The 17946-nt window shown below is 64.0% G+C and carries 15 protein-coding genes; 10 read left to right on the top strand and 5 right to left on the bottom strand.

Translation table 11 applies throughout. The features are described 5' to 3' along the window. Nucleotides 1-38: 38 nt before the first annotated feature. The 4 genes from hslV to IFT75_RS17030 form a co-directional block, all read right to left on the bottom strand. Nucleotides 39-569 (bottom strand): ATP-dependent protease subunit HslV, encoded by a 531-nt coding sequence (hslV, locus tag IFT75_RS17045; RefSeq protein WP_043191380.1) that lies wholly within the window; start codon nucleotides 567-569, stop codon nucleotides 39-41. 204 nt (nucleotides 570-773) lie between these two features. After that, nucleotides 774-1463: an SPOR domain-containing protein gene (locus IFT75_RS17040; RefSeq protein ID WP_122480451.1), complete on the bottom strand. Its 690-nt coding sequence runs from the start codon at nucleotides 1461-1463 to the stop codon at nucleotides 774-776. Nucleotide 1464: 1 nt separating this feature from the next. Then, nucleotides 1465-3201: an arginine--tRNA ligase gene (argS, locus tag IFT75_RS17035; RefSeq protein WP_192055828.1), complete on the bottom strand. Its 1737-nt coding sequence runs from the start codon at nucleotides 3199-3201 to the stop codon at nucleotides 1465-1467. A 181-nt stretch (nucleotides 3202-3382) separates the two neighbouring features. Then, nucleotides 3383-5602: a primosomal protein N' gene (locus IFT75_RS17030; protein ID WP_192055826.1), complete on the bottom strand. Its 2220-nt coding sequence runs from the start codon at nucleotides 5600-5602 to the stop codon at nucleotides 3383-3385. A gap of 303 nt (nucleotides 5603-5905) precedes the next feature. Between IFT75_RS17030 and rpmE the strand changes: the two genes are divergently transcribed. The 3 genes from rpmE to IFT75_RS17015 all read left to right on the top strand — a co-directional run bounded on the left by rpmE (nucleotide 5906) and on the right by IFT75_RS17015 (nucleotide 8378). Further along, a complete protein-coding gene (gene rpmE, locus IFT75_RS17025; RefSeq protein WP_043193699.1) occupies nucleotides 5906-6124 on the top strand; it encodes a 50S ribosomal protein L31 in 219 nt (72 codons plus the stop codon). Between the two features lie 50 nt (nucleotides 6125-6174). Then, the gene (locus tag IFT75_RS17020) at nucleotides 6175-6930 is read left to right on the top strand and encodes a thermonuclease family protein (protein WP_342214385.1); all 756 of its coding nucleotides are present in this window, start codon (nucleotides 6175-6177) and stop codon (nucleotides 6928-6930) included. A gap of 179 nt (nucleotides 6931-7109) precedes the next feature. Next, the gene (locus IFT75_RS17015) at nucleotides 7110-8378 is read left to right on the top strand and encodes a malic enzyme-like NAD(P)-binding protein (RefSeq protein ID WP_122714552.1); all 1269 of its coding nucleotides are present in this window, start codon (nucleotides 7110-7112) and stop codon (nucleotides 8376-8378) included. Nucleotides 8379-8624: 246 nt separating this feature from the next. Here IFT75_RS17015 and IFT75_RS17010 read toward each other — a convergent pair whose 3' ends face one another. Further along, nucleotides 8625-11069, bottom strand: a complete 2445-nt coding sequence (locus IFT75_RS17010; RefSeq protein ID WP_425312023.1) for a penicillin-binding protein 1A — start codon at nucleotides 11067-11069, stop codon at nucleotides 8625-8627. A gap of 183 nt (nucleotides 11070-11252) precedes the next feature. Between IFT75_RS17010 and IFT75_RS17005 the strand changes: the two genes are divergently transcribed. From IFT75_RS17005 to aroB, 7 genes are all read left to right on the top strand, one after another. Continuing rightward, nucleotides 11253-12317: a pilus assembly protein PilM gene (locus tag IFT75_RS17005; RefSeq protein ID WP_122480446.1), complete on the top strand. Its 1065-nt coding sequence runs from the start codon at nucleotides 11253-11255 to the stop codon at nucleotides 12315-12317. Beyond that, the gene (locus tag IFT75_RS17000) at nucleotides 12318-12887 is read left to right on the top strand and encodes a PilN domain-containing protein (RefSeq protein WP_122480445.1); all 570 of its coding nucleotides are present in this window, start codon (nucleotides 12318-12320) and stop codon (nucleotides 12885-12887) included. After that, on the top strand, nucleotides 12884-13543 hold the full coding sequence (gene pilO / locus IFT75_RS16995; RefSeq protein WP_122480444.1) for a type 4a pilus biogenesis protein PilO: 660 nt from the start codon (nucleotides 12884-12886) through the stop codon (nucleotides 13541-13543). The genes IFT75_RS17000 and pilO overlap by 4 nt, the downstream gene beginning before the upstream one ends. Next, a complete protein-coding gene (pilP, locus tag IFT75_RS16990; protein ID WP_192055824.1) occupies nucleotides 13540-14067 on the top strand; it encodes a type 4a pilus biogenesis lipoprotein PilP in 528 nt (175 codons plus the stop codon). Before pilO ends, pilP begins: the two co-directional genes overlap by 4 nt. Before the next feature lie 36 nt (nucleotides 14068-14103). Next, entirely contained in the window at nucleotides 14104-16206 is a 2103-nt protein-coding gene (gene pilQ, locus IFT75_RS16985) for a type IV pilus secretin PilQ (protein ID WP_185794939.1), read from the top strand. A 4-nt stretch (nucleotides 16207-16210) separates the two neighbouring features. Next, the gene (aroK, locus tag IFT75_RS16980) at nucleotides 16211-16729 is read left to right on the top strand and encodes a shikimate kinase AroK (RefSeq protein ID WP_185794940.1); all 519 of its coding nucleotides are present in this window, start codon (nucleotides 16211-16213) and stop codon (nucleotides 16727-16729) included. 83 nt (nucleotides 16730-16812) lie between these two features. Further along, the gene (gene aroB, locus IFT75_RS16975) at nucleotides 16813-17916 is read left to right on the top strand and encodes a 3-dehydroquinate synthase (RefSeq protein WP_185794941.1); all 1104 of its coding nucleotides are present in this window, start codon (nucleotides 16813-16815) and stop codon (nucleotides 17914-17916) included. Nucleotides 17917-17946 lie beyond the last annotated feature (30 nt).

Here is a 17946-nt window from a genome sequence, read left to right as displayed (position 1 = left end):
GACGCATTACGTGCAGGCCTGGCCCCACAACCGTCTGATCACTCGGCGAGATCCTGCTCCTCGATGGTCATGTTGTGATTGGTGAACACGCAGATGTCGCCAGCGATGCCCAGGGCGGTCTCGACGATTTCCCGTGCGCCCAGCTCGGTCTTTTTCAGCAGCGCACTGGCCGCGGCCTGCGCGAACGCGCCGCCGGAGCCCATGGCGATCAGGCCATCTTCGGGTTCGACCACGTCACCGTTGCCGGTGATGATCAAGGAAGCGTCCTTGTTGGCCACCGCCAGCATCGCCTCGAGACGGCTGAGCGAGCGGTCGGTGCGCCATTCCTTGGCCAGTTCCACGGCGGCACGGACCAGATGGCCCTGATGTTTCTCCAACTGGCCTTCGAAACGCTCGAAGAGCGTGAAGGCGTCGGCGGTGGCACCGGCAAAGCCGGCGATGACCTGACCGTGGTACAGGCGACGGACTTTCTTGGCGTTGCCTTTCATCACGGTATTGCCGAGAGAAACCTGGCCGTCGCCGCCCATGACGACTTTGCCATGACGGCGGACTGAAACGATGGTGGTCAAGGGGAGAGTCTCCACGCAGCGGGGCGAAAATGCCCTGATGGAAACGAATATGGGGGTGGGTGAGGAGATTTCAACCTTTGTCGGTTGTGCGCGGTGGTGGGACAGCTTGCGGGTATCGGGAGGTCCGTGTCACGGCTTTCGCGGCCGCTGACCGCTCCTACGGTCTGCAGGAGCGGTCAGCGGCCGCGAAGGGCGCGCTGCGGTTTACTGCCGGATCTGCCTTTGCTGCAACAGCAGGTTACTAAAGCCACTTCCGGCCAGCTGTTTCTGCGCCACGGTCAGCTGCTCGCGGTTGCTGAACGGACCCACCAGTACCCGGTACCAGGTGTCTTCCTTGACCGTCCCGGACTCCACGTTCACCGACTGCCCCAGCAGGATGATCTGCGCCCGCACCCGGTCGGCATCCGCCTGCTTGCGGAACGAACCGGCCTGCAGGTAGAACTGCGTGGTTGCGGCAGGCTTGATCACCGGCGGGGCCGGCGGCGGAGTCGCGCCACTGAGCGCGGCCTGAGCCCGGGCAGTGTCGATCTTGGCTGCCTCGGCCGGGGTTACCGGCGCCTGGGCCGGAATCGGTGGGGTTTTCTCGGGCACCGCTTCGGGTGGCACGATCACCTCGGATTCCGGCAGCAGCGTATAGAAGTCGTACTTGGGCTTGACCGGTGCCTGCGGGCTGGGCGGCGTCTTGTTCGCCTCGGCGATCTTTTCCGCTTTCAGTTGCTCGGCCTTGACCCGCTTGACGTCGCTGTTGCCCGGCTCGAGCTTCATCAGGAACACCACGAAGGCGCCTACGCTCAGGCCGATCGCCAGCCACAGCCAGCCTGGGATGGGCTTCTTCGCAGGTGCGGAATTGCGGCTGGCGCCGCGTTTGGGTGCGGGTTTTTTCTTGGCAGCCAACTTACATACGCTCCAGTGTTTCCAGGCCCAACAGAGCCAATCCTTGCTTGAGGGTGCGACCGGTCAGCGCCGCCAGGCGCAGGCGGCTGTTTTGCTGAGCGGGGTGTTCGGCCGCCAGAATCGGGCAGTTCTCGTAGAAGCTGGAGAACAGCCCGGCCACATCGTACAGGTAAGTGCACAGCACATGGGGCGTGCCTTTCTCGCCGACGTTGTTCAGTACTTCGGTGAACTGCGCCAGCTTGGCAGCCAGTTCCTTCTCGTGCTCGGCTTCCAGCACGATCTGCCCTTCGACGTCCGCGAAGTTCTTGCCCAGCTTGCGGAACACACCGGCCACGCGGGTATAGGCGTAGAGCAGGTAGGGCGCGGTGTTGCCTTCGAAATTGAGCATCAGGTCGAAGTTGAAGCTGTAGTCGCTGGTGCGGTGCTTGGACAGGTCGGCATATTTCACCGCCCCGATGCCCACGGCTCGGGCGATCACGCGCAGGTCGGCCTCGGCGGTCTCGGGGTTCTTTTCCTTGACCAGGGTGTAGGCGCGTTGCTCGGCTTCATCGAGCAGGTCGACCAGTTTCACGGTGCCACCGTCACGGGTCTTGAACGGACGTCCGTCGGCGCCGTTCATGGTGCCGAAACCCATGTGCTCCGGCTGCATGCCGTTGGTGATGAAACCGGCACGGCGCGCGACCTCGAACACCTGCTGGAAGTGCAGGGCCTGGCGCTGGTCGACGAAGTACAGCGCGCGGTCGGCCTTGAGCACGTTGCTGCGATAGCGCACCGCTGCCAGGTCGGTGGTGGCGTACAGATAACCGCCACCGGCCTTCTGCACGATCACCGGCAGGGGCGTGCCTTCGGCCGTCTTGAATTCTTCGAGGAACACGCACTGCGCGCCGTTGCTTTCCACCAGCAGACCCTTGGCGCGTAGGTCCGCGACCACGTTGGCGAGGTCGTCGTTGTAGGCGCTTTCGCCCATCACGTCGGCCGGCGTCAGTTTGACGTTCAGGCGCTCGTAGGTGCTTTGGCAGTGCGACAGGGAAATTTCGTTGAAGCGTTTCCACAAGGCCAGGCATTCGGCATCGCCGGCCTGCAATTTGACCACCAGGCCGCGGGCACGCTCGGCGAACTCTGCGGATTCATCGAAGCGCTGCTTGGCCGCGCGGTAGAAATTCTCGAGGTCGGAGAGCTCGTCGCTGGTGGCGGGCTTTTCCTGCAGATAGGCCAGCAACATGCCGAACTGGGTGCCCCAGTCGCCGACATGGTTCTGGCGGATCACGGTATCGCCAAGAAACTCCAGCACATTGGCCACGCCGTCGCCAATGATGGTCGAACGCAGGTGGCCTACGTGCATTTCCTTGGCCAGGTTGGGTGCAGACAGATCGACCACCACACGCTGCGCGGGGCCGGCCTTGCGCACGCCGATGCGGGCATCGGCCAGGGCGGCGTCCAGGCGCGCGGCGAGAGCAGCACTGTTCTGGAAGAAATTGAGGAAGCCGGGGCCGGCGATTTCCACCTTGCTCACCTGCTCGTCGGTCGGCAGTGCGGCAATCAGCTTTTCTGCCAGGTCGCGCGGCTTCATGCCGGCAGGCTTGGCCAGCATCATGGCGATGTTGCTGGCGAAATCGCCGTTCTTCTTGTCGCGCGAGTTTTCCACCTGGATTGCCGGCGTCAGACCTTCTGGCAGCACACCTTCGGCGACAAGGTGGGTCAGGGCTTGTTGAATCAGCTGGCGAATGGTGTCTTTCATGGGGTTCTCGGTCGACCGCAGGTACGGCGGTGCTGGATGCACGGGTGGAAAAACTGGGCATTATCCGGTTGTTGGCCGGGGTTGCCAACCCGCAAATCCCCCCTGCAAACCACCACCCCTGCAGCAGCGGCGCCAGCCGCGACGGCGGACGCCGCCGATCCCTGCCTCTGGTGCGCCTATCTCAATACAAATCCACCGGGTCCACATCCAGCGACCAACGCACCTGTCGCCCGCTCGGCAGTTGCTCCAGTTGCAGCATCCAGGCATTGAGCAGGCGGTGCAGCGGAGCGCGCAGCGTTGCCTGGACCAGCAACTGTGCGCGATAGCGTCCGGCGCGCCGTTCCATGGGTGCCGGGACCGGCCCCAGCAGCTCCAGGCCGCCCAGGGCCAGTTGCGCCACCAGCACTTCGGCTGCCGCACAGGCCTCATCCAGAAAGGCTTCGGCCTGGCCCGGCTTGTGCGCTTCGGCACGCAGCAGCGCCAGGTGCGCGAAGGGCGGCAGGCCTGCACCGCGTCGCTCTGCCAGGGCCTGCTCGGCGAAAGCGAAGTAGCCCTGCTCGGTCAGTTGCACCAGCAGCGGGTGGTCGGCCAGGTGGGTCTGAATGATCACCTTGCCCGGTTCCTCCGCGCGACCGGCGCGGCCTGCCACCTGAACGATCAACTGTGCCATGCGCTCGCTGGCGCGGAAGTCGCCGGAGAACAGCCCGCCGTCGGCATCCAGAATCGACACCAGGGTGACCCGTGGAAAGTGATGCCCCTTGGCAAGCATCTGGGTGCCGACCAGGATGCACGGATGGCCTTTCTGGATGGTTGCGAACAGCTGGTTCATCGCGTCCTTGCGCGAGGTGCTGTCGCGGTCGACGCGCAGCACCGGGTAATCGGGAAAGAGGATCGCCAGGCGTTCCTCGGCGCGCTCGGTGCCTGCGCCGACCGGACGTAGGTCCACCGTGCCGCACTTGGGGCACTGGCGCGGCACGCGTTCGACATGCCCGCAATGATGGCAGCGCAACTCGCCCGAGCGTTGGTGGACCGTGGTACGGGCATCGCAGCGTGGGCACTCGGACAACCAGCCGCAGTCGTGGCACAGCAGGGTGGGCGCGAAGCCGCGGCGATTGAGAAACACCAGCACCTGTTGGCCATTGGCCAGGGTCTGGCCGATGGCCTGCTGCATCGGTCCGCTGATGCCGCTGTCCAGCGGCCGGCTCTTTACATCCAGGCGCATGAACTTGGGTTGCTGGGCGCCACCGGCGCGATGGTCGATGCGCAGCAGGCCGTAGCGGCCGGTATGGGCGTTGTGCAGGCTTTCCAGGGAAGGCGTGGCCGAGCCCAGCACAATGGGAATGTTCTCTTGGCTGGCGCGCACCAGCGCCAGGTCGCGTGCGTGGTAACGTAGGCCTTCCTGCTGTTTATAGGAGCCGTCATGCTCTTCGTCGATGATGATCAGCCCAGGGTTCTTCATCGGCGTGAACAGCGCCGAGCGGGTGCCAATGATGATGTCGGCCTCGCCATCGCGTGCCGCCAGCCAGGCGTCGAGGCGGTCGCGGTCATTGACCGCCGAGTGCACCAGCGCGATGCGTGCGTTGAAGCGCTGCTCGAAGCGCGCCAGGGTTTGCGGGCCGAGGTTGATTTCCGGGATCAGCACCAACGCCTGTTTGCCGGCTTCCAGGCATTCGTGGATCAGTTGCAGGTACACCTCGGTCTTGCCGCTGCCGGTCACGCCCGCCAGGAGAAACGCATGGAAGCCGCCGAGGCTGGCGCGAATCGCCTCGAAAGCCGCGCGTTGCTCTTCGTTGAGCGGCAGTTCCGGTTGCGCCAGCCAGTGTTCGGCCCGCGGCCCGGGGCCGTGGCGGCGAACTTCCACGCTGACCAGTTGCTTGGCCAGCAGCAGGTCGAGGCTGTCCTTGTTCAGTTGCAGCTTGCTCAACAGCTGATGGGCGACGCCATGGGGGTGCTGGGCCAGGGTCTTGAGGGCATCGCGCTGCTTGGGTGCGCGGGCGATGCGCGGGTCGTCCAGGCGTGCATCGGCGGCGGCGTGCCAGAAGCGCTCCTGGCGCGCTTCGGCCGGTTCGCCCTGACGCAGCAGCACCGGCAACGCCCAGCTGAGGGTGTCGCCCAGGCCGTGCTGGTAGTACTGCGAAGTCCACAGGCACAGTTTGAACAGCGCAGGCGGCAACGGGCTGACCGCATCGAGCAGGGCAATGGCCGGCTTGAGCTTGTCGGCCGGTACGTCGCTGTGGCTGACCACTTCGATCAGGATGCCGATCATTTCCCGCCGCCCGAACGGTACCCGCAGGCGCATGCCGGGCGTGAACACGGTGTGCGCAGTGTTGGCGGGCGCCTTGTAGTCGAACAGGCGTCGCAGCGGCGAGGGCAGGGCGAGGCGCAGGATGACGTCGGGCACGCGGGAGTTCTCTTGAGTGGGAGCAACTGCAGTCGCAGGAGCGGTCATCTGCCGCGAGGGCTGCGCCGCGGTGTTACCGGAATGACGCGGTGCGCCATTCGCGGCCGGAGACCGCTCCTACGTGATTTACGGGTCGCGGCTGGTTGCCGCTCGCACGGGGTTCGAGGTGCGCAGACTAGCAGACGACGGCCGGTGCGAGCGACACCTTGCGTGTTCGTCCTGTTCTGTTAATATACGCGGCCTAATTACGTGCGGTACTCGACAATGGTGTCGGGTGGCGGCACGCAGCCTGAGGAAGTCACCATGAAAGCCGATATCCATCCAGTATACGAAGCCATCGACGCTACCTGCAGCTGCGGTAACGTCATCAAGACCCGTTCGACTCTGGCCAAGCCACTGAGCCTCGACGTCTGCTCCGAATGCCACCCGTTCTACACTGGCAAGCAGAAGACCCTGGACGTTGGCGGTCGTGTTGACCGTTTCAAGCAGCGTTTCGGCGGCTTCGGCGCCAAGAAAGCTTGATTGATTTGCTCTCGCTGTTGAAGAAGGCGCCCCTTGCGGGCGCCTTTTTTGTGGGCGTTTTCTGGCTTGGCGCCGCTCAGGCCGAGGCCTTCTGCCCGGCTCCGAGCGGGCTGGGCACCGCCCAGGTCCGCCAGGTCATCGACGGCGATACCCTGCGCCTGCAGGATGGCCGCAGCGTCCGCCTGATCGGTATCAATGCGCCTGAGATCGGTCGCCAGGGGCGCGGCGACGAGCCCTACGCCGTGGCCGCGCGGCGCCGATTGCAGGCGCTGGTCGATGACAGCGACGGCCTGGTCGGCCTGCAGTTGGGCCGCGAGAGCCAGGATCGCTACCAGCGCACCCTGGCCCATGTCTATGGCCGCGGTGGGCTGAACTTCGAGGCGCAATTGCTGGCCGAAGGACTGGCCCTGCAGGTCGCGGTGGCGCCCAATGTCGAGCAGGTGGCCTGCCAGCAGCAGGCCGAGCACGCCGCTCGAAAGGCCGGGCTGGGGCTGTGGCGTCAATCGCCGGCCATCGCCGCCGCGCAGGTGGAGCGTGCCGGCTTCGCCCTGCTCGGCGGGCGGGTCAGCAAGGTCGAACGCAACCGCGCCGGGGCCTGGATCGAACTGGACGACTCGGTGGTCCTGCACGTCGCGCCCAAGGTGTTCGCGCTGTTCCCCGAAGGCTGGCTCGATGCCCTGAAAGGCCAAAAGGTCGAGGCCCGCGGCTGGGTGCTGGATCGCAATCGGCGCGGCAATCGGGCTGCCGGGCAGTTGCGCTGGATGTTGCCGGTGAGCACCCCGCAGATGGTGCAGATACAGCCGTGAACCGGCCAGAGGCGCCTGTGCATGGGCTGCCTCGCAGGCCCTCGACGGCCCTGTCGGTACCCGCCGAAAGTCGTAGGCCAGGGGCCTTGACGCATGTGACCGGGTAGTCTTGTCGGGTGTAGGCATCTTGCGTATCCTCGCGGGTCTCGTCAGACCAACGTAAAAGCGGAACGCCCCCAATGTCAGATTTGAAAACTGCCGCTCTCGAGTACCATGCCCATCCACGCCCAGGCAAACTGAGCGTCGAACTCACCAAGCCCACTGCAACCGCCCGCGACCTGTCGCTGGCCTACAGCCCCGGTGTAGCCGAGCCCGTTCGCGAAATCGGTCGCGATCCCGAGCTGGCCTACAAGTACACCGGCAAGGGTAACCTGGTAGCGGTCATCTCCGACGGCACCGCCATTTTGGGCCTGGGCAACCTCGGCCCGCTGGCTTCCAAGCCGGTCATGGAAGGCAAGGGCGTTCTGTTCAAGCGTTTCGCCGGCATCGACGTCTTCGACATCGAAGTCGACTCGGAAAGCCCGCAGGCCTTCATCGACACCGTCAAGCGTATCTCGATCACCTTCGGTGGCATCAACCTGGAAGACATCAAGGCGCCCGAGTGCTTTGAAATCGAACGCGCGCTGATCGAGCAGTGCGACATTCCGGTGTTCCACGATGACCAGCACGGTACCGCGATCGTCACCGCAGCCGGCATGATCAACGCGCTGGAAATCGCCGGCAAGACCCTGGAAGACGCCAAGATCGTCTGCCTGGGCGCGGGCGCCGCCGCCATCTCGTGCATGAAGCTGCTGGTCAGCATGGGCGCTCGCATCGAGAACATCTTCATGATCGACCGCACGGGCGTCATCCACGCCGGCCGCGACGACCTGAACCAGTACAAGGCGGTCTTCGCCCACACCACCGAGAAGCGCACCCTGGCCGATGCCCTGCAGGGCGCCGATGTGTTCGTCGGTCTGTCGGGCCCCAACCTGCTGAGCGCCGAAGGCTTGAAGTCGATGGCCGCCAATCCGATCGTGTTCGCCTGCTCCAACCCCGATCCGGAGATCTCACCGGAACTGGCGCATGCCACCCGCGACGACGTGATCATGGCCACCGGTCGTTCCGACTACCCGAACCAGGTCAACAACGTGCTGGGCTTCCCGTTCATCTTCCGTGGTGCCCTGGACGTTCGCGCCAAGCGTATCAACGAAGAAATGAAGATCGCCGCCGCCAACGCCCTGCGTGAACTGGCCAAGCTGCCCGTGCCCCAGGAAGTCTGCGACGCCTACGGCGGTATCTCGCTGGAATTCGGTCGCGAGTACATCATTCCCAAGCCGATGGACCCACGCCTGATCACCCTGATCTCCGACGCCGTGGCCAAGGCTGCGATCGAGACCGGTGTGGCCACCCTGCCGTACCCCAAGCATTACCCGCTGCAGAGCGTGGATGACGTGTTCAACGGCTAAGCCTTTGGAAGCGCCATGAAAAAGCCCCGGCTCGCGAGAGTCGGGGCTTTTTTTGTGATCCGAGTGACGCCTTCGCGGCCACTGACCGCTCCTACGGGTGTGCACGATCTGACGCTTTCGCGGCCACTGGCCGCTCCTACGGGTGTGCACGATCTGGCGCCTTCGCTGCCACTGACCGCTCCTACGGATGTCCACAAACCGTGTAGGAGCGGCCAGTGGCCGCGAAGGGATCGACGCGGTCTGGTATCAGAACAGGTCGATCGGCGCCGATTCGTCTGCCGGGAGCGGGCTGCCAGGTGCGCTGCCGCCACCAAACTCGCTGTTGGAAGGCGGTGTGTCTTCGCTCTTGAACAGCTCGAAGTAGGCGCCCGGCGTGCCCGGTGCGGCCGCGCGGCCGCTGATCGGGTCTACCCGCAGGCTGAGGATGCCGTCGGGCTCGGGCTGCACATGAGCCGGCTTGTCCTTGAGCGCGGCGGCCATGTAGGTCATCCAGATCGGCAGTGAAACGGTGCCGCCAAACTCGTGCCGGCCCAGGGTTTCAGGCTGGTCGAAGCCCGACCAGACAGTGGTCATGTAGTCGGCGTTGTAGCCCGAGAACCAGGCATCCTTCGAGTCGTTGGTAGTGCCCGTCTTGCCGGCCAGGTCGGTGCGACCCAGGGCCATGGCGCGGCGCCCGGTGCCCTTCTTGATGACGTCCTCGAGCATGCTGGTGAGGATGAACGCGGTGCGCCCGTCGATGATCCGCTCGGCAATCACCGGGGCCGGGGCGGCGCCTGGCGTCAAGGTGGCGTCCACCGCGATGGGGGCCGATACCGTGGTCGCGCTGGCCGGTGCGGCCTGGGGCGTGGCGGCGGCGATGTCGTCGGCCGGTACCGTCGGCGGATTGGCGCGGAACAGAGTCTCGCCGTTGCGGCTGTCGATACGCTCGATCAGGTACGGTGAAACCTTGTAGCCGCCATTGGCGAACACGCTCCAGCCCGTGGCAATTTCCATTGGTGTCAGGGTGGCGGTGCCCAGTGCCAGCGACAGGTTGCGGGGCAGGTCCTGCTTGTTGAAGCCGAACTTGCTGATGTAGTCGATGGTGCTGTCTACACCCAGGCTCTGCAGCACGCGGATCGATACCAGGTTGCGCGACTTGTACAGCGCTTCACGCAAACGGATCGGGCCCAGAAAGGTATTGGTGTCGTTCTTGGGGCGCCAGACCTTGTCCACCGACTCGTCGACGAACACGATGGGGGCGTCGTTGACCAGGCTGGCGGGCGTGTAGCCCTTGTCCAGTGCCGCGCTATAGATGAACGGCTTGAAGCTCGAGCCGGGCTGGCGCTTGGCCTGCATCGCACGATTGTAGTTGCTCTGTTCGAACGAGAAACCACCGACCAAGGCACGGATGGCGCCGGTGCGCGGGTCCAGCGACACCAGCGCGCTCTGCACCGTCGGTACCTGGCTGAACTTCAAGGTGTCATCGTCTTGACGCTGTACGCGGATCAGATCGCCTACCTGCGCAACGTCCGACGGCTGAGCAGGCGTGCGCCCGACACTGTTGGTGTTCATGAAGGGGCGCGCCCATTTCATGCTGTCCCAGGCGATCGACTCCTGCTTGTCGTCGCGGGTGAGCACGACGATGCCCGTCTTGTCGACCTTGGTGACGATGGCAGGCTCCAGGCCGTTCAGCGGACGCTGGCGAGTCAGTTCCTGGGCCCACTCGCGCGGCGTCTTGCCGGGCAGGCGAGCTTCCGGACCGCGATAGCCATGGCGTTGATCGTAGGCGATCAGCCCGGAGCTGATGGCGTGGTTGGCGTCTTCCTGCAGATTGCTCGGCACCGTGGTGGTGACGTTGAAGCCCTGTGTATAGGCCTCGCTGCCGTAGCGACCGACCATTTCGGCACGGGCCATTTCGGCGATCCACGGCGCGCTGACTTCCGGCGTGGGCACGTGATAGCTGGCGTTGAGCGGCTCGCCGACGGCAGCGTTGTAGCTGGCTTCGTCGATCTTGCCCAGGCGGAACATGCGCCCCAGGATCCAGTCGCGACGCTCCTTGCTGCGTACCGGGTTGGCCAGCGGGTTGAAGCGCGAAGGCGCCTTGGGCAGGCCGGCGATCATCGCCATCTGCGCCAGGCTTACGTCGCGGATCGACTTGCCGTAATACACCTGTGCGGCGGCTTCGATCCCGTAGGCCCGGTTGCCCAGGTAGATCTTGTTCACGTACAGCTCGAGAATCTCATCCTTGGTAAGTTGGCGCTCGATTTGCAAGGCAAGGAGGATTTCAGTGATTTTGCGTGAAAAACTGCGTTCGGACGTCAAGAAATAGTTCTTGGCGACCTGCATGGTGATGGTACTGCCGCCGGTCTGGATATGACCGCTGCGCACCAGCTGCGAGGCGGCGCGCATGAGGCTGCTGGGGTCGACGCCGTAATGGTTTTCGAAATTGTCGTCTTCTGCGGACAACAGGGCTTGGATGAAATGTGGCGGAATCTCGGCGAACTTGATCGGCGAGCGGCGCATCTCGCCGAACTCGGCGATCAGTTTTCCGTCGCTGCTGAAGACCCGCAGGGGGATCTGCAGCTCGACGCTGCGCAGGGCGTCGACAGACGGCAAGCTGGGGCTGAGATACAGAAATGCCCCGCTGAGCACGAGCAACAGCCCGCAGACGACGGCGAGGAAAGACCACCAGAAAAACTTCAGCAGGCGTATCAAGGCTTTTGGATTTCCAGATAAAAGAATGGGTTAAGCGCAGCACGCGGTACGTGGAAAAAACGCTGGGCATTATAAGCATTTTTCGACCCGGAGCGTCATTTGCGCTTCTGTCAAGACTGCTATTAAATGCCTCGTACGACAAAGGGTCCGTAAGTCGCGGATAGTAATAGGGAATCGGTTGTGCGTGGACTCTTCAGCAAGAAAGCACATTCGCTATTGGGCATCGACATCAGCTCCACGTCGGTCAAATTGCTCGAGCTGAGCCGCACGGGCAACCGTTTCCGGGTCGAGTCGTATGCCGTGGAACCGTTGCCGGCCAATGCCGTGGTCGAGAAGAACATTGCCGAACTCGAAGGCGTCGGCCATGCCCTGAGCCGCGTGCTGGTCAAGGCGCGCACCGGTACCCGCATCGTCGCGGTGGCCGTGGCCGGTTCGGCGGTGATCACCAAGACCATCGAGATGGACGCCGGCCTGTCGGACGACGAGCTGGAAACCCAACTCAAGGTCGAGGCCGACCAGTACATTCCCTACCCCCTCGAAGAAGTCGCCATCGACTTCGAAGTGCAGGGCTATTCAGCGCGCAACCCCGAGCGGGTCGAGGTATTGCTGGCTGCCTGCCGCAAGGAAAACGTCGAGGTCCGCGAGGCTGCCCTGGCCCTGGCCGGGTTGAGCGCCAAGGTGGTGGATGTCGAGGCGTATGCGCTTGAGCGTGCCTTTGGCCTGCTCACCGCGCAGCTGGCCGGTGGCAACCAGGCCCTGACCGTGGCCGTGGTGGACATCGGCGCGACCATGACCACCCTCAGCGTGCTGCACAACGGCCGCATCATCTATACCCGCGAGCAGTTGTTCGGTGGGCGCCAGCTGACCGAGGAAATCCAGCGTCGCTACGGCCTGTCCAACGAGGAAGCCGGCCTGGCCAAGAAGCAGGGCGGGCTGCCCGACGACTATGTGGCCGAAGTGCTGCAACCGTTCAAGGATGCCGTGGTACAGCAGGTGTCGCGCTCGCTGCAGTTTTTCTTTGCCGCCGGCCAGTTCAACGATGTCGACTACATCATGCTCGCCGGTGGCACCGCTTCGATTTCCGGCCTGGATCGGCTGATCCAGCAACGCCTGGGCACCCCGACCCTGGTGGCCAACCCGTTCGCCGACATGGCCCTGAGCAGCAAGGTCAACGCCGGTGCGCTGGCCAGCGATGCACCGGCCTTGATGATCGCCTGTGGCCTGGCGCTGAGGAGCTTCGACTAGATGGCAAGGATCAACCTGCTGCCGTGGCGCGAGCAGCTGCGAGAAGAGCGCAAGCGACAATTCCTGATTGCCATGGCCGGCGTGCTGGTCGGCGCCATCGCGGTCATTTTTCTGGCGGACCGATTCATCGGCAATGCCATCGACACCCAGACGGCGCGCAATGCCCACCTGCAGTCCGAGATCGTCCTGCTCGATCAGCGCATCAAGTCGATCAGTGAGCTCAAGGCGCGGCGCAAGCAATTGCTCGAGCGCATGAAAACCATCCAGGACCTGCAGGGCAACCGCCCGATCATCGGACGCATCTTCGACCAGATGGCGCGCACGCTGCCCGACGGCGTGTACTTCACCGACGTGAAAATGACCGACAAGAGCATTGCCATTGCCGGCGCCGCCGAGACCAACAACCGCGTGTCCGACCTGTTGCGCAACCTCGACGCTTCGCCCTGGCTGGAAGCGCCCGCCCTCAACGAAGTCAAGGCCAACACCAGTGCCGACGTCAACGGCGCCAACAGTTTCCAGCTGACCGTGCGCCAGACCGCTCCGGTCCAGGCCGAAGGGGACGACAAATGAACCCTTCGAGCTGGATGGACAGCCTGCGCAAGGTCGAGCTCAGCGAGCTTGACCTGAACAACATCGGTTCGTGGCCCACCGCGGTCAAGGTGATTGCCGGCGTGTTGCTGATGGCGCTCATTCTCGGCCTGGGCTACAACTTCCACATCTCGGACCTCGAAGCGCAATTGCAGCAGCAGGCCGATCAGGAAACTGCGCTCAAGGAGCAGTTCTCCACCAAGGCCTTCCAGGCGGCGAACCTGGAGACCTACACCGAACAGATGCAGGAAATGGAAACGTCGTTCGGCGCGATGCTGCGCCAGCTGCCCAGCGACACCGAAGTGCCGGGCCTGCTCGAGGACATCACGCGTACCGGTCTGGGTTCGGGGTTGGAGTTCGAAGAAATAAAATTGTTGCCTGAGGTGACCCAGCAGTTTTATATCGAGCTGCCGATACAGATCAGCGTGACCGGCACCTACCACGACCTGGCCACCTTCGTCAGTGGCGTGGCCAGCCTGCCACGGATCGTCACCCTGCACGATTTCGAAGTGAAACCCGTGGATCCGAAGGCCAGCAACAGCCAGCTGCGCATGAGTATCCTGGCCAAGACCTACCGCTACAACGATCAAGGCCTGCCTGGCGCGGACGCGGCACCGACACAGGGGCAAGCGAAATGAAAGCAGTATTCGTTGCAGGCCTGGCCGCGTGCATGCTGGTGCTGGCAGGTTGCGGTGGCAACGGCGATTTCGCCGACCTCGACGCATTCATGGCCGAGGTCAAGGCCAGGCCCAAGGGCAAGATCGAACCGATACCGCGCTTTGCGCCCTATCAGGCGTTCAGTTACGAGGCTGCGTCGTTGCGCAGTCCGTTCCAGCCACCGATGAAGATCGAACTGGTGAACAGACAGAAGGGCTCCCGGCTCATCAAGCCCGACACCACGCGGGTCAAGCAATTCCTGGAGGGTTTCAACATCGAGGATTTCGAAATGGTCGGCACCCTGGGCAATGCCGGTGGCCGCTTTGCCCTGATGCGCGGCGCCGGTGGCGTGCACCGCCTGAAGGTAGGCGATTACCTGGGTCGCAACGACGGGCGGATCATCGCCATCAGCGATGCCCAGGTCGATGTCGTTGAAATCGTTCCCGATGGGGATGGTGGTTGGTTGGAGCGGCCTCGCACCATCCCGCTCAAAGAGCGCTCGTAAAGGGCTTGGGTCAAGCATGTCTAGTGGAACTCGAAAATGAACAGGATTCTCTCAGCCTTCGGTATTTCGCTAGGGATAGCGATGCTTTCACCGATCGTCATGGCCGCGAACTTGAAGACGCTCGACGTTGCTTCCCTGCCCGGTGATCGCGTCGAGCTCAAGCTTTCGTTCGACGGCCCGGTCACGGCGCCACGCGGCTATACCACCGAGCAACCGGCCCGGATCGCCCTCGACCTGCCGGGTGTGACCAGTCAACTGGGCGCCCGCAGTCGCGACCTGGGCGTGGGCAATGCCCGCAGTGTGGTGGTGGTGGAGGCCACCGACCGCACGCGGATCATCGTCAACCTGACCAAGCTGGCGCCCTACAGCACCCGCGTGCAGGGCAACGACCTGTTCGTGCTGGTGGGCGAGGGTGCCGCGGCCCTGCAGGGCACGGCGATACCGGCTCCGACGGCCGCTCGGCCCGCCCCGCGACCCGCAGCCGTGCCTGCTCCTGCGCGGGCGGCGGTGCCCGCCGGCCGGGCCATTCGCAACGTCGATTTCCAGCGCGGCGAGCTGGGTGAGGGCAATGTCATCATCGACCTGAGCGACCCGACCATCAGCCCCGATATCCAGGAGCAGGGCGGCAAGATCCTGCTCACTTTCGCCAAGACCCAGCTGCCCGATCCGTTGCGCGTGCGTTTGGACGTGAAGGATTTCGCGACCCCGGTGCAGTTCGTCAACTCCTCGGTCGGCGCCACTGGCGCGACCGTGACCATCGAGCCCAGCGGCAGCTTCGACTACTCTTCGTACCAGACCGAAAACCGCCTGACCATCAGTGTGCGGCCGCTGACCAACGAGGACGTCGCGCGGCGCAATGTCGAGCGCAATGTCTATACCGGCGAGAAGCTCTCGCTGAACTTCCAGGACATCGACGTGCGTTCGGTGCTGCAGCTGATCGCCGATTTTACCAACCTCAACCTGGTGGCCAGTGACACGGTGCAGGGTGGCATCACCCTGCGCCTGCAGAACGTTCCCTGGGACCAGGCGCTGGACCTGGTGCTCAAGACTAAGGGCCTGGACAAACGCAAGGTCGGCAACGTGCTGCTGGTGGCCCCGGCCGACGAGATTGCCGCCCGCGAGCGCCAGGAGCTGGAGTCGCAGCGGCAGATCCAGGAGCTGGCGCCGCTGCGCCGCGAGTTGATGCAGGTCAACTATGCCAAGGCTGCCGACATCGCCAAGCTGTTCCAGTCGGTGACCCGTGGCGAGAACGTCGAGACCGAGCGTGGCTCGATCACCGTCGACGAACGCACCAACAACATCATTGCCTACCAGACCCAGGATCGCCTCGACGAACTGCGTCGCATCGTCACCCAGCTGGATATTCCGGTGCGTCAGGTGATGATCGAGGCGCGCATCGTCGAAGCCAACGTCGGCTACAACAAGGCGCTGGGCGTGCGTTGGGGCGGTTCGACCAACCTGAGGGGCAAGAACAACTGGACGGCCTACGGCCTGGACAACAATGGCGACGAAGCCGGCAACACCGGCGCCGACGTCGGCAGCAACACGCCCTTCATCGACCTGGGGGCCGCCGATGCGACCTCTGGCATCGGCCTGGGCTTCGTGACCAACAACGTCCTGCTGGACCTCGAGCTCAGTGCCATGGAAAGCACCGGCAATGGCGAGATCGTCTCCCAGCCCAAGGTGGTGACCTCGGACAAGGAAACCGCGAAGATCCTCAAGGGCACCGAGGTGCCGTACCAGGAGGCCAGCTCCAGCGGCGCCACCACGGTGTCGTTCAAGGAGGCTTCGCTGTCACTCGAGGTGACGCCGCAGATAACCCCGGACAGCCGCATCATCATGGAAGTGAAGGTCACCAAGGATGAGCCCGACTACCTGAACGCGGTGCTGGGTGTACCGCCGATCAGCAAGAACGAGGTCAACGCCAAGGTGCTGGTCAACGACGGCGAGACCATCGTCATCGGTGGGGTTTTCTCCAACACGCAAAGTAAAACCGTGGACAAGGTGCCCTTTTTGGGCGACGTGCCGTATGTTGGGCGCCTTTTCCGTCGGGATGTCGTGTCGGAAGCCAAATCCGAGCTGCTGGTATTCTTGACACCGCGTATCATGAATAACCAGGCGATTGCTGTGAGTCGTTGATTCTGTGCGAAATTTGATACTTGTTGGGCCAATGGGTGCAGGCAAGAGCACCATTGGCCGTTTGCTGGCCAAAGAGCTTCGGTTGCCGTTCAAGGATTCCGACAAGGAAATCGAGACCCGTACCGGAGCGAATATCCCGTGGATCTTCGATCAGGAAGGCGAGGTCGGCTTTCGCGACCGCGAGCAGGCCATGCTGGCCGAACTGTGCGAGTTCGACGGCCTGGTGCTGGCTACCGGCGGTGGCGCGGTCATGCGTGATGAAAACCGCCAGGCATTGCACGCCGGCGGGCGCGTGGTCTACCTGCACGCCTCGGTCGAACAGCAAGTCGGTCGCACGGCACGCGATCGCAATCGGCCTCTATTGCGCACCGCCAACCCGGAGGCCACGCTGCGGGCCTTGCTGGCAATCCGCGATCCGCTGTACCGCGAGATCGCCGACCTGGTGGTGCAGACCGACGAGCGCCCACCGCGCATGGTGGTCCTCGATATCCTCGAACGCCTGCAACGCCTGCCGCCGCGCTGAAGGCGGCCGTACGCGCGGCCATCCGCTACCGGCGCAGGGCGCCGTTTGACGGCATTCGATTTACAGAACAATAGTGGGGACACATGCAGACACTCAAGGTTGACCTCGGCGAACGCAGCTATCCGATCTACATTGGCGAAGGGCTGCTAGATCAGGCTGGGTTGCTGGCCCCGCACATCGCCGGGCGAAAGGTGGCGGTCATCTCCAACGCCACGGTAGCGCCGCTCTACCTGGATCGCCTGACCCAGACCCTGGGCGCCTATTCGGTGGTGCCCGTGGTGCTTCCGGACGGCGAAGCGTTCAAGAACTGGGAAACCCTGCAGACCATTTTCGATGCCATGCTCACGGCACGGCTGGATCGGCGCGTTACGGTCATTGCCTTGGGCGGCGGTGTCATTGGTGACATGGCCGGGTTCGCTGCTGCCTGCTACCAGCGCGGTGTCGATTTCATCCAGGTGCCGACCACGCTGCTGTCCCAGGTCGACTCGTCGGTGGGCGGCAAGACCGGCATCAACCATCCGCTGGGCAAGAACATGGTCGGTGCGTTCTATCAGCCGCAGGCGGTGGTGATCGACACCACCACCCTGGCCACCTTGCCGCCGCGCGAGCTGTCGGCGGGGCTGGCGGAGGTGATCAAGTACGGATTCATCTGCGACGAACCGTTCCTGGGCTGGCTGGAAGATAACGTCGATGCCCTCCGGGCGCTCGATCAGGCGGCCCTCACGCTGGCCATTGCCCGTTCCTGCGAGGCCAAGGCACGAGTGGTGGGTGCGGACGAACGCGAGTCCGGTGTGCGCGCCACGCTGAACCTGGGGCATACTTTCGGCCACGCCATCGAGACCCATATGGGGTATGGTGTGTGGCTTCACGGTGAGGCCGTGGGGGCCGGTACGGTGATGGCGCTGGAGATGTCCATGCGCCTTGGCTGGATCACCCAGGCCGAGCGGGATCGCGGCATTCGTCTGCTGCAGCGCGCCGGCCTGCCGGTGGTGCCGCCGGCGGAAATGACGCCGACCGATTTCCTCGAGCACATGGCAATCGACAAGAAAGTGCTGGATGGCAGTCTGCGCCTGGTGCTGCTGCGCAGCATCGGCGAAGCAGTGATCACCGCCGACTACCCGCACGATGTGCTTCAGGCGACCCTGGAAGCGGATTACCGCGCCATCGTCGCCGGGCTGGAAGCCTAGTGGAGCCTGTTCCAGCAGGACGTGTTTCCA

This window comes from Pseudomonas sp. CFBP 8758 (assembly GCF_014841725.1).
Classification (GTDB): domain Bacteria; phylum Pseudomonadota; class Gammaproteobacteria; order Pseudomonadales; family Pseudomonadaceae; genus Aquipseudomonas; species Aquipseudomonas baltica.
Note: the sequence above shows the minus strand (reverse complement) of the source record. Positions and strands in the feature narration are given on the sequence as shown.

Excerpts from the sequence above, each read along its gene's own strand:
- argS (WP_192055828.1), bottom strand. The coding sequence starts at position 3,201 with ATGAAAGACACCATTCGCCAGCTGATTCAACAAGCCCTGACCCACCTT.
- rpmE (WP_043193699.1), top strand. The coding sequence starts at position 5,906 with ATGAAAGCCGATATCCATCCAGTATACGAAGCCATCGACGCTACCTGC.
- IFT75_RS17015 (WP_122714552.1), top strand. The coding sequence starts at position 7,110 with ATGTCAGATTTGAAAACTGCCGCTCTCGAGTACCATGCCCATCCACGC.
- IFT75_RS17000 (WP_122480445.1), top strand. The coding sequence starts at position 12,318 with ATGGCAAGGATCAACCTGCTGCCGTGGCGCGAGCAGCTGCGAGAAGAG.
- pilO (WP_122480444.1), top strand. The coding sequence starts at position 12,884 with ATGAACCCTTCGAGCTGGATGGACAGCCTGCGCAAGGTCGAGCTCAGC.
- pilP (WP_192055824.1), top strand. The coding sequence starts at position 13,540 with ATGAAAGCAGTATTCGTTGCAGGCCTGGCCGCGTGCATGCTGGTGCTG.
- pilQ (WP_185794939.1), top strand. The coding sequence starts at position 14,104 with ATGAACAGGATTCTCTCAGCCTTCGGTATTTCGCTAGGGATAGCGATG.
- aroB (WP_185794941.1), top strand. The coding sequence starts at position 16,813 with ATGCAGACACTCAAGGTTGACCTCGGCGAACGCAGCTATCCGATCTAC.